At 61.5% G+C, this 12,031-nt stretch carries 16 protein-coding genes; 9 read left to right on the top strand and 7 right to left on the bottom strand.

Annotated features, from left to right (window positions below; genetic code table 11):
• Positions 1–25 precede the first annotated feature (25 nt).
• Positions 26–454 carry a GNAT family N-acetyltransferase gene (locus NDI72_RS02970; RefSeq protein ID WP_113155783.1) on the bottom strand — a complete coding sequence of 143 codons (429 nt, stop codon included), beginning with the start codon at positions 452–454 and terminating at the stop codon, positions 26–28.
• A gap of 283 nt (positions 455–737) precedes the next feature.
• Here NDI72_RS02970 and NDI72_RS02965 point away from each other — a divergent pair, with 283 nt between their 5' ends.
• Positions 738–1,202, top strand: coding sequence for a GNAT family N-acetyltransferase (locus NDI72_RS02965; protein WP_283799536.1), 465 nt, complete (start codon positions 738–740; stop codon positions 1,200–1,202).
• Between the two features lie 86 nt (positions 1,203–1,288).
• Here NDI72_RS02965 and NDI72_RS02960 read toward each other — a convergent pair whose 3' ends face one another.
• Positions 1,289–1,816, bottom strand: coding sequence for a SixA phosphatase family protein (locus NDI72_RS02960; protein WP_283799535.1), 528 nt, complete (start codon positions 1,814–1,816; stop codon positions 1,289–1,291).
• A gap of 157 nt (positions 1,817–1,973) precedes the next feature.
• Here NDI72_RS02960 and NDI72_RS02955 point away from each other — a divergent pair, with 157 nt between their 5' ends.
• On the top strand, positions 1,974–2,543 hold the full coding sequence (locus NDI72_RS02955; protein WP_206554239.1) for a DUF2239 family protein: 570 nt from the start codon (positions 1,974–1,976) through the stop codon (positions 2,541–2,543).
• Positions 2,544–2,546: 3 nt separating this feature from the next.
• Here NDI72_RS02955 and NDI72_RS02950 read toward each other — a convergent pair whose 3' ends face one another.
• Positions 2,547–3,209, bottom strand: a complete 663-nt coding sequence (locus NDI72_RS02950) for an ArsR/SmtB family transcription factor (RefSeq protein ID WP_206544003.1) — start codon at positions 3,207–3,209, stop codon at positions 2,547–2,549.
• A gap of 173 nt (positions 3,210–3,382) precedes the next feature.
• Here NDI72_RS02950 and NDI72_RS02945 point away from each other — a divergent pair, with 173 nt between their 5' ends.
• Positions 3,383–3,889, top strand: a complete 507-nt coding sequence (locus tag NDI72_RS02945) for a DUF2938 domain-containing protein (RefSeq protein WP_206554241.1) — start codon at positions 3,383–3,385, stop codon at positions 3,887–3,889.
• 6 nt (positions 3,890–3,895) lie between these two features.
• Here the strand turns inward: NDI72_RS02945 and NDI72_RS02940 are convergent, their stop codons facing one another.
• The 4 genes from NDI72_RS02940 to NDI72_RS02925 form a co-directional block, all read right to left on the bottom strand.
• Positions 3,896–5,482 (bottom strand): OpgD/OpgG family glucan biosynthesis protein, encoded by a 1,587-nt coding sequence (locus NDI72_RS02940; RefSeq protein ID WP_283799532.1) that lies wholly within the window; start codon positions 5,480–5,482, stop codon positions 3,896–3,898.
• Positions 5,483–5,549: 67 nt separating this feature from the next.
• Positions 5,550–6,782, bottom strand: coding sequence for an OpgC family protein (locus NDI72_RS02935; protein ID WP_283799530.1), 1,233 nt, complete (start codon positions 6,780–6,782; stop codon positions 5,550–5,552).
• 146 nt (positions 6,783–6,928) lie between these two features.
• Complete coding sequence (locus NDI72_RS02930; RefSeq protein WP_283799528.1) at positions 6,929–7,471, bottom strand: GNAT family N-acetyltransferase; 543 nt, start codon at positions 7,469–7,471, stop codon at positions 6,929–6,931.
• Between the two features lie 2 nt (positions 7,472–7,473).
• A complete protein-coding gene (locus NDI72_RS02925) occupies positions 7,474–8,046 on the bottom strand; it encodes a helix-turn-helix domain-containing protein (RefSeq protein ID WP_283799526.1) in 573 nt (190 codons plus the stop codon).
• Between the two features lie 126 nt (positions 8,047–8,172).
• Here NDI72_RS02925 and NDI72_RS02920 point away from each other — a divergent pair, with 126 nt between their 5' ends.
• The 6 genes from NDI72_RS02920 (at position 8,173) to NDI72_RS02895 (ending at position 11,738) form a co-directional block, all read left to right on the top strand.
• Positions 8,173–8,838, top strand: a complete 666-nt coding sequence (locus NDI72_RS02920) for a GntR family transcriptional regulator (protein WP_113155791.1) — start codon at positions 8,173–8,175, stop codon at positions 8,836–8,838.
• Positions 8,839–9,048: 210 nt separating this feature from the next.
• Positions 9,049–9,651 carry a biotin transporter BioY gene (locus NDI72_RS02915; protein WP_283799525.1) on the top strand — a complete coding sequence of 201 codons (603 nt, stop codon included), beginning with the start codon at positions 9,049–9,051 and terminating at the stop codon, positions 9,649–9,651.
• Positions 9,651–10,088: a DUF1284 domain-containing protein gene (locus tag NDI72_RS02910; protein WP_283799523.1), complete on the top strand. Its 438-nt coding sequence runs from the start codon at positions 9,651–9,653 to the stop codon at positions 10,086–10,088. The genes NDI72_RS02915 and NDI72_RS02910 overlap by 1 nt, the downstream gene beginning before the upstream one ends.
• 104 nt (positions 10,089–10,192) lie before the next feature.
• The gene (locus tag NDI72_RS02905; RefSeq protein ID WP_283799522.1) at positions 10,193–10,663 is read left to right on the top strand and encodes a VOC family protein; all 471 of its coding nucleotides are present in this window, start codon (positions 10,193–10,195) and stop codon (positions 10,661–10,663) included.
• Between the two features lie 229 nt (positions 10,664–10,892).
• Positions 10,893–11,105, top strand: a complete 213-nt coding sequence (locus NDI72_RS02900; protein WP_113155795.1) for a cold-shock protein — start codon at positions 10,893–10,895, stop codon at positions 11,103–11,105.
• 417 nt (positions 11,106–11,522) lie between these two features.
• A complete protein-coding gene (locus NDI72_RS02895) occupies positions 11,523–11,738 on the top strand; it encodes a cold-shock protein (protein WP_113155796.1) in 216 nt (71 codons plus the stop codon).
• Positions 11,739–12,031: the final 293 nt, after the last annotated feature.

Here is a 12,031-nt window from a genome sequence, read left to right as displayed (position 1 = left end):
TCAGGAGCCCCCGCCTGTCCGGATATCAGGCCGGGTAGCGCAGATGCAGAACCGGCTCGCCCGTGGGTTCGTCGATGCGCTGCTCCACTTCCGCAAAGCCGTAGCGTTCATAGAAGCGCCTGCCGATGTCATTCTTCACGAAGACATCGAGTTCCAGCGCGCCCATGCGCGCAACCGCATCGTCCACCATCGCTCGGCCCAGCCCCCGACCGTGACAATCCGGGTCGAGAAAGAGGCCACCCACCTGGTTGCCCAGAAGCGAGATGAAGCCGACAAGCCGGTCATCCGCCCAAACGGTGCGGGTGTCAGCCATGGGCAGATAGACATTGCGGATGTTGTCGGCTTCGCGCGTCAGGAAATCATCATCCAGAAACGCGTGGGCGAGCCGGCTCGCCTTGAGCCAGATGTCGACAATGGCGTCGTCATCGACGCCGGGTTGATAGGTCTTGATCATTTTCGTTTATGTCCAGCTATGCAGCATCAAGCGCGTCGACAACGACACACGCACTGCAGAATAATTTGGTTTGAAAGCGAAACGGATGCGCGGGACGGAACTGCGCCATCCATCATCCATTTCCGGGGCGAGACCCGCCCCCGCTTCACCGGGACATAAAACCTCCAGACATTTTGGCGCGATCTAGCGCGATCATGTAGGAAAGGCAAGCTTGCAGAAGCCACGCGCGGACATGTGAGGGTGATATGCTGCGCGCCACAAGAACAGTCGAGCGCCACTTCTCATGCAACTGATCCTCGCGAAAAAGACCGACAGGCCGCTGATCGACCGGATGCTGCGGGAATACCTTGAAGAACTCTCGCCCCATGGCGGCGTCGATGACGATTATCCCTATCTGGACCTCTACTGGCAGGAGACCGACAGGCGCTGGCCCTATCTCTTCCGCGACGGCAAGACCGTTACCGGTTTCGCGTTCGTGCGGGCGCTGGAGGAAGATGGCGTCACCTTCTCCATGGCGGAGTTCGCGGTTCTGTCGAACGCACGCCGCAGAGGACTTGGCCGGTCGATGGCCGTGAGCACCATGCACCGGCACCCCGGCACGTGGGAGGTCAGCATCATGGCCGGCAATCAGGCAGCACAGATCTTCTGGCCAAAAGCGATCATTGCCGCCGGTGCGGAGAACATCGAGAAAAGCAGCGACACGGACGAAACGATCTATCGTTTTTCGATTGCGCCGGCTGTCAGCTAGAGCGCCGTGCGTCCATTCGAACGCACAAAGGACGCTCTAACCTGTTGAACCTACGCATGGTGCTTTCCGAAAACCTGTTCCGATTTTCAGGCCGATGCGCTGAAGTCTTTCGGCTTCATGAAATGGAGCAGTCGCGCACCGCCAAAGGCCAGAGCGTCCCACCGTCCATCAAAGGCGAACCGGGCAAGCGCAGCGGTGGGGTATTTCTCGCGCATGCGCTCCAGCGCGTCTTCCCCGGAACCATTTCCGGCCAAAAGGCTGGCGAAGTCCTCCATGCCCGGATTGTGCCCGACAACGAGCACGCGCCCCGCCTCTTCCGGCACTTTGTGGAGAGCGGCCAGCAATTGCCCGGGTGTTGCCATGTAAAGCCCGCTTCCATCGCCAATCGCCGGAGCAGGCCCCTTCAGCGCTGACGAGACCAGTCGCCATGTCTGCTGCGCCCTGCGCGCCGGCGACACCAGCACCAGATCCGGCAACCAGCCACGCTGCGCGAGTTCTCGCCCCATGCGCGGCGCGGCGCGTCGTCCACGCGGCGCAAGCGGACGCTCGGCATCGCTCAGGCCGGGCTCATCCCAGCTCGATTTCGCATGCCGTAAAAGCAGAAGCTCTTTCATTCGCCCTCCAAGAAACGCGTTGAACCAGCCTTCAAGCGCGCCAGAACGCTAGGCACAGATGCTCAACCAGCGTCAAGGCTGCATTTTATCCGGGTATATTGACAGAAATATTATACCCGGGTAAAAGCCATTCGACATTCAACGGAGCCCCACCCCGATGTCCAGTTTCACAGGTTTTCATGGCGAGAAGTTTCTCGCCAGCGGCACCGCAACCGAGGTTGCCCTGGCAGCCAAAGCATTGCTCAGCGACTATCCCGGCGCGGATGTGCTTATCTTCAATGATGCGACTGGCCGGCAGACCGACTTCAACCTGACCGGCAGCGAGGCCGAGGTTCTGGAGCGGCTGGCCCCGAAACCGCAGGAGGCAGCGCCCGAGAAGCGCGCGCCGGGGCGCCCGAGGCTCGGCGTGGTGGCCCGTGAGATCACCTTGCTGCCGCGCCAGTGGGAATGGCTCAGTGAACAGCCCGGCGGCGCGTCGGCAACCCTGCGCAAACTGGTGGACGCGGCCCGCACAGCCGATATGCCGCGCGAGCAGATCCGCAGGGCGAAGACCGCGGCCGACAGGTTCATGATGGCGATGCTCGGCGACAAACCCGGCTACGAGGAAGCGGCGCGCGCGCTCTATGCAGGCGATGCAAAAACCTTCAAGAGCCGGATCAGCAACTGGCCGAAAGATCTCAGAACACATCTGGAGCGCCTGGCGGCGCCAGCCTTCGACACGAACTGAAACTCAGTTCAGTCGTTCAACAGGCAGGCCAGCCGCTTTCCAGTCCGGGAAACCATCGGAAAGACGGCTGGCCGCCAGACCTTCACGCTGGAGCAGAAGGGCGGCGTCCAGCGACAGCATGCAATAGGGGCCGCGACAATAGGCGATGACCTCGCGGTCTCGCGGCAATTCGGCAAGGCGCTTCTCCAGCGCATCGAGCGGCACATTCACCGCACCGGGCAGATGCCCCTGCGCAAACTCCTCCTCCGGGCGGACGTCGAGCAAAAGAACCGTCTCGTCGCGCAGGCGCGAAAGAAGCTCGTCACGCGAGACGGTTTCCACCACCCCCTTGCCGTTTTCGCCCCCGGCGACCAGCGCCATAACCTCGGCATGTGTATGCGCCACCTGCGCACGCAGGGCTGCCAGAAGCGGCACCACCGGCCCCTCCCCCAGACGATAAAGCACATTCTTGCCCTCGCGCCGGGCCAGAACGAGGCCGGCACGCCGAAGATGCTGCAGATGTTGCGAGGCATTGGCCATGGAAAGCCCTGTCAGCGCGGCGAGCCGCTCCACCGGGCGCTCACCCTGAGCAACATGCTCCAAGAGCGCAATGCGGTGCGGGCTTGCGAGCGCGCGCGCAAGCTCCGCCGCCTGGGCATAAAGCTGCTGCCCGGTTCGATCCGCCATTGACAAGTCCTCCTTCATTACGCAATCAATCAATAAAACAATTGAATGTTTATGTGAAGTGCTTTCACCAAGTGAAATGTGCTGCTGCGCGCGCCTTCCCAAACGCGGGACACGGCCATGTGCGGCAAAAAAAAAGCAACGCCCGGTCAGGGCAACGAGAAAACGGAACAAGCATGACGGCCGAAGCAATCGAGTTCAGCATACGCGCATTTCTGATCGGCGTGGGCGCTACCGCCTTCATGGATCTATGGGCGCTGTTTCAGAAACGGGCCTTCGGCATTCCCGCCCTCAACTACGCAATGGTGGGACGCTGGATCGGACATCTCGGCTCGGGAACCCTTTGCCATCAGGCTATCGGCGCTGCCCGGCCCATCCCCGGCGAGCGCGCCATCGGCTGGGCCGCACACTATGCCATCGGCGTGCTCTTCGCCGGTATTCTGATCGCAATGGCAGGGCTGGGCTGGGCGCGCCAGCCAAGCTTTCTGCCCGCACTCGCCATGGGCATCATAACCGTGCTTGCGCCCTTTCTCATCCTGCAGCCCGGCATGGGCGCGGGCATCGCCGCAGCGAAGACACCAGCGCCCAACACGGCAAGACTGCGCAGCCTCATCGCCCACACCTCCTTCGGTGTCGGGCTTTATCTGGCCGCACTTGGCGCCAACTGGCTCACCGGAGGATGAGCCGGATCAGGCCCCGCTTCTGACATCATCCCGGTTCGGGAAATACTGATAGAGCCATGTCTCGGTCAGCGCGCGGTCATCCCCGCCCTTCACATACATGCGCATATCGACGGGGTCCGTACCCTCAATCCGCGCATCGAAGAAAGCGCGGTAGAGGCCCGGCTGACCGACAACGGGATGGGCGTCCGCCAGCGTCACCTCGCCGCGTGAGAGATCGACCACCGGCTCGGCATCGCCGCGCTCCAGCGCACCCACCTCTCCACCGCGATAGTCAACCACGAAGCGGGTCGTGTTTTCCGGACGCGGCTGGCCGGGAATGCCGCCAGTGCCGGTATAGGTCGCCATGACGCGCCCGAGCTCTGCCGGGAATGGCTCGTCGGCCGTCCAGTAAAGACGATAATCGAACTGGAGCGGCTTGCCCGGCTCGACCGGGGCATCCGGCACCCAATACATGACAATGTTGTCGTGGATCTCGTCATCGGTGGGAATTTCGACAAGCTGAACCTGACCGGAAGCCCACTCATTGACCGGCTCGATCCAGGCGGAGGGACGTCGCTCGTAGAAGACGCCGTCATCCTGATAGTGGTCGAAATCACGGTCGCGCTGCAGTAGGCCGAAACCGCGCGGGCGCTCATCCATGAAGGCATTGGTGACGGTTTCGGGCGGATTGTTGAGCGGCCGCCAGAGGCGCTCGCCATTACCCATCCAGATGGCAAGCCCGTCGGAATCGTGGATTTCCGGCCGCCAGTCGACAGCCTGTTTTCGGTTCGTTTCGGAATACCAGTACATGGAGGTGAGCGGCGCAACGCCCAGCCGCTCGACGGTTTTGCGCGGATAGAGCCAGGACGAGACATCCATCACCGGGCCGTCGCCCCGCGCACAGTCAAAACGATATGCGCCGGTGATACCGGGACTGTCGAGCAGCGCATAGACCAGAACGCGGTCCGGCTCTCCCTCCATGCGCTCAAGCCAGATGCGGCTGAACCGGGGAAACTCCTCCGGCTTCGGCAGGGCCGTGTCGATGGCAAGACCACGCGCAGAGAGACCATACTGGTTCAGCTCGCCTGAAGACCGGAAATAGGATGCGCCGAGGAATGCCAGCCAGTCGGTCTTCTGCGACGGCTCATGCAGGCGGAAGCCGGAGAAACCGATATTGTCGGGCAGTTCGCGCGCGGGATGATCTTCGGGCAGATCGAAATAATCCGGCCGGTAAAGCACTTCCCGCGCCTCGCCATTCTCCACGACATGCATGAGAACCGGTTCCTGAAAGTAGCGCCCGAGATGGAAGAACTGCACCGGCGCGCCGCCTTTCCCATCCGCCCAGAGCGCATGATCCTTGCGAAAACGGATCTTCTGAAAGGCGTCGTAATCGATCTGCTCAAGGATCTCGCCATGGGGCGAGCGGCCATCCTGCCACGGGGCCGCGGCCAGCGCCTCGGCCTCTTCTTTCAGTGCATCGAAGCTGAAGGTCTTTGCGGGACCGAAGGTCAGCCCCGGCGCTTCGGCTGCGGCAAACGCGCTGCCCGACAGTCCTGCGACCACAGAAGACGACAGCGCGAACGAAAGAAAATCCCGTCGGTTAAGATCGGTCATGGATGTACAGTCCCTTGCTCATTCATGAAATGCTGGAGTGAAATTGCGTGAACCGCCGGACGGCGGATCACTTGGCGGGTGCGGCCCGGGCTTTCACGTCATCAGACGAGGCCCGGTCACGCAGAAAAGGAACCCTGCTGAAATAGGTTGCGCGCTCGCGATAAAGCGCCGGCACGGCAAGCGAGGCGATGGCCGAGAGCGCAATCGCCGTCTTGGTCCACTCCGAGAACGGACCATAGTGATGCTCGAACCCTTTCAGGAGGTAGATCACGATCACGTGCCAGGCATAGACCTGCAGTGAATGGCGACCGATCAGCCGCAGGAAGGAAAGGCTGAATATCCAGCGCAGGCCATTACCCAGCGCCCGCACGATCCGGTTGTCCGCGAGTGACCCCGCCATGACCATCCAGGCCACGAGGTAACCGGTGGCCATGAAGTTCACCAGATAGACGAAGCTGAACTCGGTTCGATTGTCGAGGCTCCTGAAGCGCTCCATCATCGGCTCGGGCAGAAGCTTGAAGGTGAAACCGAAGCGGAAACCCATGAAGACCAGCACCAGAGCGAAGGCCAGCCAGACGAGCGCCGTGCGTTTCGGGTTCATCACCTTTTCCCAGTCGACCCTGCCAGTGGCGGTGAGCGCACCGAGAACGAGGCCGGACATGAAGACCGCCTGCCAGGCAAGCACATTAAAGGCCGTGCGAAACATCTCGCCCTCATGCACCTCATCAAGCAGCGCGCGAATGCCGCCGGCAACCGGGAAATGAAGGCCCAGCTGAACGGCCGCCCAGAGAAACGCGGACAGTGCCGCAACCCACATCCAGCGCCCTGTGACGCAAAGCCAGATCAGCGGCGGCGACACCAGCATGTAGACGATGTATTGCGGCAGGATATCCATATAGGTGGGCTGGTAGAGCAGAAGCAGCGAGGCCAGCGCATAGAACGGATTGTGGTCGGCGAGATCCCAGAGCCACGGCTCCCAATAGGTGGAAGAGGCGCTGAGCACCAAGCCGAGCAGAAAGACGATCACGAGGCAGGCCACCGCATAGCGATAGATTTCGAAAGCGCGCTTTCTTACCTTCGCCGCACCCGCAGCATAACCATCGCGGAGCATGCGGCGCGCATAGACCATGCCGACAAGCAGGCCGGACAGGAACACGAAGCCCTGCGCATCCTGCACATATCCCAGTTCGCCGTGATTGAATTTGACCAGCAGATATCCGCCGGCAAAGGTCAGGTGGTTCAACACCATGAAGACAAGGAAATATCCTCGCATGCCGTCCAGTATTTCCAGGCGTCGCATATTCTCTTCCGCAGACTTGGAACCACCCCCGTGGACAAGCGCGGGTACCATGTGCGGGTTCCATCAACGCCATCACGATCTGTTCGCAACGGTGTCAGGCGCGTGAGGTGGAGCACCGTCCGCTTACGGAAAACAGGGCCCTGACCCTAGACCTCCAACCGCTTGTACATCACCGTCGTTGGGTCGAGACGATCATCAAAGGGATCGCGGCAAAAATCGGGAATGACGCCCGAAACCGCGTAACCAAGTGCTGCGTAAAGCGGCTCGGCGCTGTCGCCCGTGCGGGTGTCGAGCGTGATGAGGCTGCGGCCACGCATGCGGGCTTCGGCCTCGAGCGCGAGCATCAAAGACCGGGCGAGCCCGCGACGACGGAACGCCGGACTGACCAGAAGCTTGGAGACTTCTGCCCGGTGCGGCTGATTGGGCGGCATGTCCACCACAAGCTGAACCGTTCCCGCGAGCACCGCCCCCTGTCGCGCCACGAACAGCACGCGATCACCGGATCTGACCGCAGGCAGGGTCTTTTCACGCCAGAAGCCCTCCGCCTCATGCACATCAAAGGGCAGGACAAAGCCGACGCTTGCCCCGCCATGCACGCATGCATGAAGAAGGGACGCCAGCTCAGGCAGCATGCCTTCAGCCTGCGAAGCGTCGAGGCGATCAATCGAAAAGGCGGCGGCATCCTGCATGGTCACACCGTAAAGAGGAGATAGCGCGCGCCGCCCTCTTCCCCGGCCTCGAAACGGCTGGGGCCGCGCAGCTGATAGCGAAGGCAATCGCCCGGATGAACCATATGAACAGCACCATCGACCGTGATGCGGAGCGCACCTTCAAGCATGACGAGATGATGCTCCAGGCCCGGGCGCGGCGGACCATCATATGAGACGGAAGCGCCCGGACGCAGGCACCCCTCCATCACCTCTCCGGCAAGCGCACGGGCCGGTGGCGAGACGACGCGGCGAACGAACCCGGACTGCGCATCTTCCCAAAGCGCCTGCGCCGCGCGTGGCGCCAGCGGCGGGAAATCGTCTTCCACGAGATGCATCAGCCGCGAGAGCGTCATGCCATAAGCGGCGCAGAGCCTGCCCAGCACATTGGCCGTGGCGCTCACCTCCGCATTCTCAAGCCGCGAAAGCGTGGCGCGACTGACGCCACTGCGACCGGCAAGATCGTCAAGCGACCAGCCACGCTCCTGACGCAGCGCCCGCAGGCGCTCTGCAATGCGCTGATCAATCGTGGGGTCGGGTATCGAGATAGAATCCATTTTTGAGAAATTATCCCGGATATGAAATCCGTCAAGCGTCGGGCGAGCTGCCCATCCATCCGAAGCCGAACGGGGAAGCGAGAAAGATGGCTCGACAAATCAGCGCGAAGCAAATTATCTATAATCATGAGTGATCGCAAAGAGACCAAAGCCGCACAGATCGCGCGCACGCTTGCCGACCGCATCGTCTCCGGCGCGCTGGAGCCGGGTGCACGCCTGCGGCAGGACCACATCGCCGAAGAATTTGGCGCAAGCCATGTGCCCGTGCGCGAGGCCTTTCGGCTGCTCGAAGCGCAGGGGCTCGCCAAGAGCGAACCACGGCGCGGCGTGAGGGTGGCGGCGTTCGATCTGAACCAGGTGCGCGAAGTGGCTGAGATGCGCGCCGCGCTCGAAGTTCTTGCCCTGCGCAACGCAGCACAGCACCTGACACCGGCAATCCTCAAAGCTGCGGAAGAGGCAATCCTTGAAGGCGATCAGGCGCGCGACGTGATCGCGTGGGAGACCGCAAACCGGCGGTTTCACAGGCTTCTGCTCACGCCGTGCAGCATGCCCCGCCTGCTGGCGGCGATCGACGACCTGCATGCGGCAAGCGCGCGCTTTCTTTTTTCGGCCTGGCGCTCGAACTGGGAAACCCGCACGGACCGCGACCATCGCGCGATCCTTGAGCACCTGCGGCGCGGCGAAGTGGATGCGGCCTCGGCCGTGCTCGCGCGGCATGTGCAATGGATCGGACGCAGGCCAGTTGAAACCGCATCCGGCAAGCGACGCGAAGCCTTCGTGATCGAAGGCTAATTAAGGCTCATTCCGGCCCGACGGCCACCACCAAAATCGCGTCCAACCTGTTCCCCGAGCGTCACACTGCCCTGCCGTGGCGCAATTGCGTCTGGGCGCAGCGCAGAAGACGCAATGCGTGAGATTTTGCACACCCCCTTGCCAAGCCGACGCGAATATGGACTCAATAATAGATGAAGACTCATAATTATCTATAATTTGAGAGAGACCATGCCTCACAGCTTAACTTCACAGCAGACCACCGGCCTCATCGGCCACGCCGGCGCACTCCGGCTCAACGAGAAGTCGCTCGCCTTCAAGGCCGGCGCAGTCGTGCTTGGCACGCTCTTCCTGGCAGTGGCGTCACGCATCGAAGTTCCAATGGTGCCCGTCCCCGTGACCATGCAGACATTCGCCGTCGCCATGATCGGCGCACTTTACGGCGCAAGGCTCGGCACCCTGACGGTGCTCGCATGGCTCGGCGAAGCCATGATCGGCATGCCGGTTCTGGCCGGCGGCGCAGGCGGCCTTGCGCATTTCGCAGGCCCGACGGGCGGCTATCTCGCCTCATTCCCGCTCATGGCGCTGCTTGTCGGCGCACTCACGGAACGCGGCTGGAATGCGCAGCGCGCGCTCCTTGCCTTCACCTCCATGCTGGCCGCGAACGCCCTCTGCCTCGCCATGGGCGGTCTGTGGCTTGCCGGTACGATCGGCCTCGAAAAGGCAATCATGCTTGGCGTCACCCCCTTTATTGTCGGCGCAATCCTGAAATCGGCACTGGGCGCTGCGTCGCTGGTGGCGCTCTCGCGCACCGCAAAACGGGGCGATGCGTAATGACGGTGCGGCTGCGTGCACACCATCTCCTGTGCATGCTGACCTATGTCGGGCGGGGCTACAGCCCCGCCTTCACCGCCAATTACGACGGGATCATCGAACGCCTCAACGCAGGTGAGCAGATCCTGATCGTCGACGGTCCGGACGACATCTGCCAGCCCCTCATCGCGGAAGAGGCAACGCCTCATTGCCTGAATGGCAGCGTCCGCGAACGCGACCGGCGCGCCGCAGGGGCGCTGACACGCTGGCTGGGACAACCAGTCGAAATCGGCCATTTGCTGACGCCCGACCGAAAGCTCCTCGACCGGATGCGGACCAGCTTCGCCAGAGGCGCGACACGCCAGGCATGCCTTGGCTGCGAATGGACTTCGCTCTGCTCATCGGTTGCCGGCAACAGTTATGCCGAAAGCCTGCTGACACTCACTGCCAGCGGCTGAAACAACATCAGCCACGACCGGCAGGGCATCCTTTTGTCGGAAAACCGCCCTCTCCTTCGTCCTTGGCCCCCCCCCAAGGCAAACCAGAAGGAAAGGACGTGACCATGAACATCACACAACACCTCTGGTTCGAGAAAGACATGGAGGCCGCAATCGGCCTCTACACGTCGCTGATACCCAATTCCCGGATCGACAACGTCACCACGCTGCCGGCAGAGACGCCGGCCGGACCTCCAGGCAGCGTGAAAATCGCAGAACTCACACTTGCAGGCCAGCGCTATCGGGCGCTGGAAGCCGGGCCGCTCGACAGTTTTAACCACAGTTTCTCCATCGTCGCCGAGTGCGAAACGCAAGCCGAGATCGACAGGCTATGGGAGACGCTGAGCGAAGGCGGCGCGACAGAGCAATGCGGCTGGCTGAGGGATCGCTGGGGACTGAGCTGGCAGATCGTTCCCGCAATGCTCAACGCCCTCATCAGCGATCCCGACCACCCCAAAGCGAGACGGGTGACGGAGGCAATGCTGGAAATGGTGAAGCTCGACATCGCGCTGCTGGAGGCCGCAGCCCGCGATTGAAGCCGGCTCAGCATGCGTAAATCATAGACAATTAGCTAGTACACGCAGTCTTGTAGCCATTTCCCTTTCGTGTCATAGATTCCCCGCGCTCGGGTGATTGCAGACCCGGAGACTGGAAGCTTTATGATTTGGACGGCCCCTTTCCCCGATTTTCTTCAAACTCTCGAACCACCGCTAATCTGTGCACGTTGCGCAGGCGCGAACTCTCAAAGGGAAAAGGAGTTTCCCAATGGCCCAGACAGGCACCGTTAAATTCTTCAATGCGAGCAAAGGCTTCGGCTTCATCACCCCGGACGATGGCGCGAAAGACGTTTTCGTACACATCTCCGCAGTTGAGCGCTCCGGCATGACCACGCTCACCGACGGCCAGAAGGTTTCCTTCGAGGTCGAGCCCGATCGCATGGGCAAAGGCCCGAAGGCAGTCAACCTTTCGGCTGCCTAATACCGGGTTATCTCGGTTGTAGAGTTTGAGCGCGGCGTGCAAACGCCGCGCTTTTTCTTTGCTCGCTGGAATTGCAGACGCAGACACCTTCGCAATTCGTATTATTCATAAAACTTTCTCTTGATACCCTTGAAAAAATCGGGGAAGCTCCCTGCCATTCGGGCATTTGCGGGCCCGGAGACTGGAATGGCATGCCCCAATAGCGGGTCCATTTAGGCCCGTCTGGGAAGTCGCACCGATAGTAAGAGGACAATATGCTTGTGCGGGCGAAGAGCCCACAATCACGGGTCCCCACTGCGAGGCGCGAAGCTGACTGTTTCTTCTCCCCCAGTAAACGACCGATGACGCCATGGGCCTAAAACCCTTCAAGAGGTTGGCCCGCCGAAACCAGCATAAAGGGAGAAAGGACTCCTTCCTATGTCGCAGAGTGGTACAGTAAAGTTCTTCAACCAAGCCAAGGGATACGGGTTCATTACCCCGGATGATGGCGAGAAGGACGTTTTCGTTCATATTTCAGCAGTTCAGGCTTCCGGTCTGGCGGGACTGGAAGACGGGCAGAAGGTCACGTTCGAGACCGAGCCCGACAAGCGTGGCAAAGGTCCAAAGGCCGTCAACCTGATGGTTGCCTCCTGACCAGGGCCTGCGGCGCCTGAGGCGCCGTATTGCCTGCCCTCCGTGGCAGGCCCACCTGCACCCGGAGAGGGTGAAGACGCACGACCGGCAGATGGTCGCGCGATATGTCTATTCGGCCTGAATTAAGCTTCTTCTCCAAAACACCGACCCCGCGCGAAACCGGATTGCTCATCCCTGCAATGAACACTCCCTTCTGCCTGTACAATTTTGCGCGCCCTCCAGGCAAAGGCAGACAGCCAGACCGCCCCCGTACAGCCATCCTCGCGGCAACACGGAATATGTGGCCCCTTCAT

The organism is Nitratireductor sp. GZWM139, assembly GCF_030068685.1.
Classification (GTDB): Bacteria; Pseudomonadota; Alphaproteobacteria; order Rhizobiales; family Rhizobiaceae; genus Nitratireductor; species Nitratireductor aquimarinus.
Note: the sequence above shows the minus strand (reverse complement) of the source record. Positions and strands in the feature narration are given on the sequence as shown.

Bases quoted from the DNA above. Each gene is read 5' to 3' on its own strand.
- NDI72_RS02970 (WP_113155783.1), bottom strand. From the start codon at position 454: ATGATCAAGACCTATCAACCCGGCGTCGATGACGACGCCATTGTCGAC.
- NDI72_RS02965 (WP_283799536.1), top strand. From the start codon at position 738: ATGCAACTGATCCTCGCGAAAAAGACCGACAGGCCGCTGATCGACCGG.
- NDI72_RS02960 (WP_283799535.1), bottom strand. From the start codon at position 1,816: ATGAAAGAGCTTCTGCTTTTACGGCATGCGAAATCGAGCTGGGATGAG.
- NDI72_RS02955 (WP_206554239.1), top strand. From the start codon at position 1,974: ATGTCCAGTTTCACAGGTTTTCATGGCGAGAAGTTTCTCGCCAGCGGC.
- NDI72_RS02950 (WP_206544003.1), bottom strand. From the start codon at position 3,209: ATGGCGGATCGAACCGGGCAGCAGCTTTATGCCCAGGCGGCGGAGCTT.
- NDI72_RS02945 (WP_206554241.1), top strand. From the start codon at position 3,383: ATGACGGCCGAAGCAATCGAGTTCAGCATACGCGCATTTCTGATCGGC.
- NDI72_RS02940 (WP_283799532.1), bottom strand. From the start codon at position 5,482: ATGACCGATCTTAACCGACGGGATTTTCTTTCGTTCGCGCTGTCGTCT.
- NDI72_RS02935 (WP_283799530.1), bottom strand. From the start codon at position 6,782: ATGCGACGCCTGGAAATACTGGACGGCATGCGAGGATATTTCCTTGTC.
- NDI72_RS02930 (WP_283799528.1), bottom strand. From the start codon at position 7,471: ATGCAGGATGCCGCCGCCTTTTCGATTGATCGCCTCGACGCTTCGCAG.
- NDI72_RS02925 (WP_283799526.1), bottom strand. From the start codon at position 8,046: ATGGATTCTATCTCGATACCCGACCCCACGATTGATCAGCGCATTGCA.
- NDI72_RS02920 (WP_113155791.1), top strand. From the start codon at position 8,173: ATGAGTGATCGCAAAGAGACCAAAGCCGCACAGATCGCGCGCACGCTT.
- NDI72_RS02915 (WP_283799525.1), top strand. From the start codon at position 9,049: ATGCCTCACAGCTTAACTTCACAGCAGACCACCGGCCTCATCGGCCAC.
- NDI72_RS02910 (WP_283799523.1), top strand. From the start codon at position 9,651: ATGACGGTGCGGCTGCGTGCACACCATCTCCTGTGCATGCTGACCTAT.
- NDI72_RS02905 (WP_283799522.1), top strand. From the start codon at position 10,193: ATGAACATCACACAACACCTCTGGTTCGAGAAAGACATGGAGGCCGCA.
- NDI72_RS02900 (WP_113155795.1), top strand. From the start codon at position 10,893: ATGGCCCAGACAGGCACCGTTAAATTCTTCAATGCGAGCAAAGGCTTC.
- NDI72_RS02895 (WP_113155796.1), top strand. From the start codon at position 11,523: ATGTCGCAGAGTGGTACAGTAAAGTTCTTCAACCAAGCCAAGGGATAC.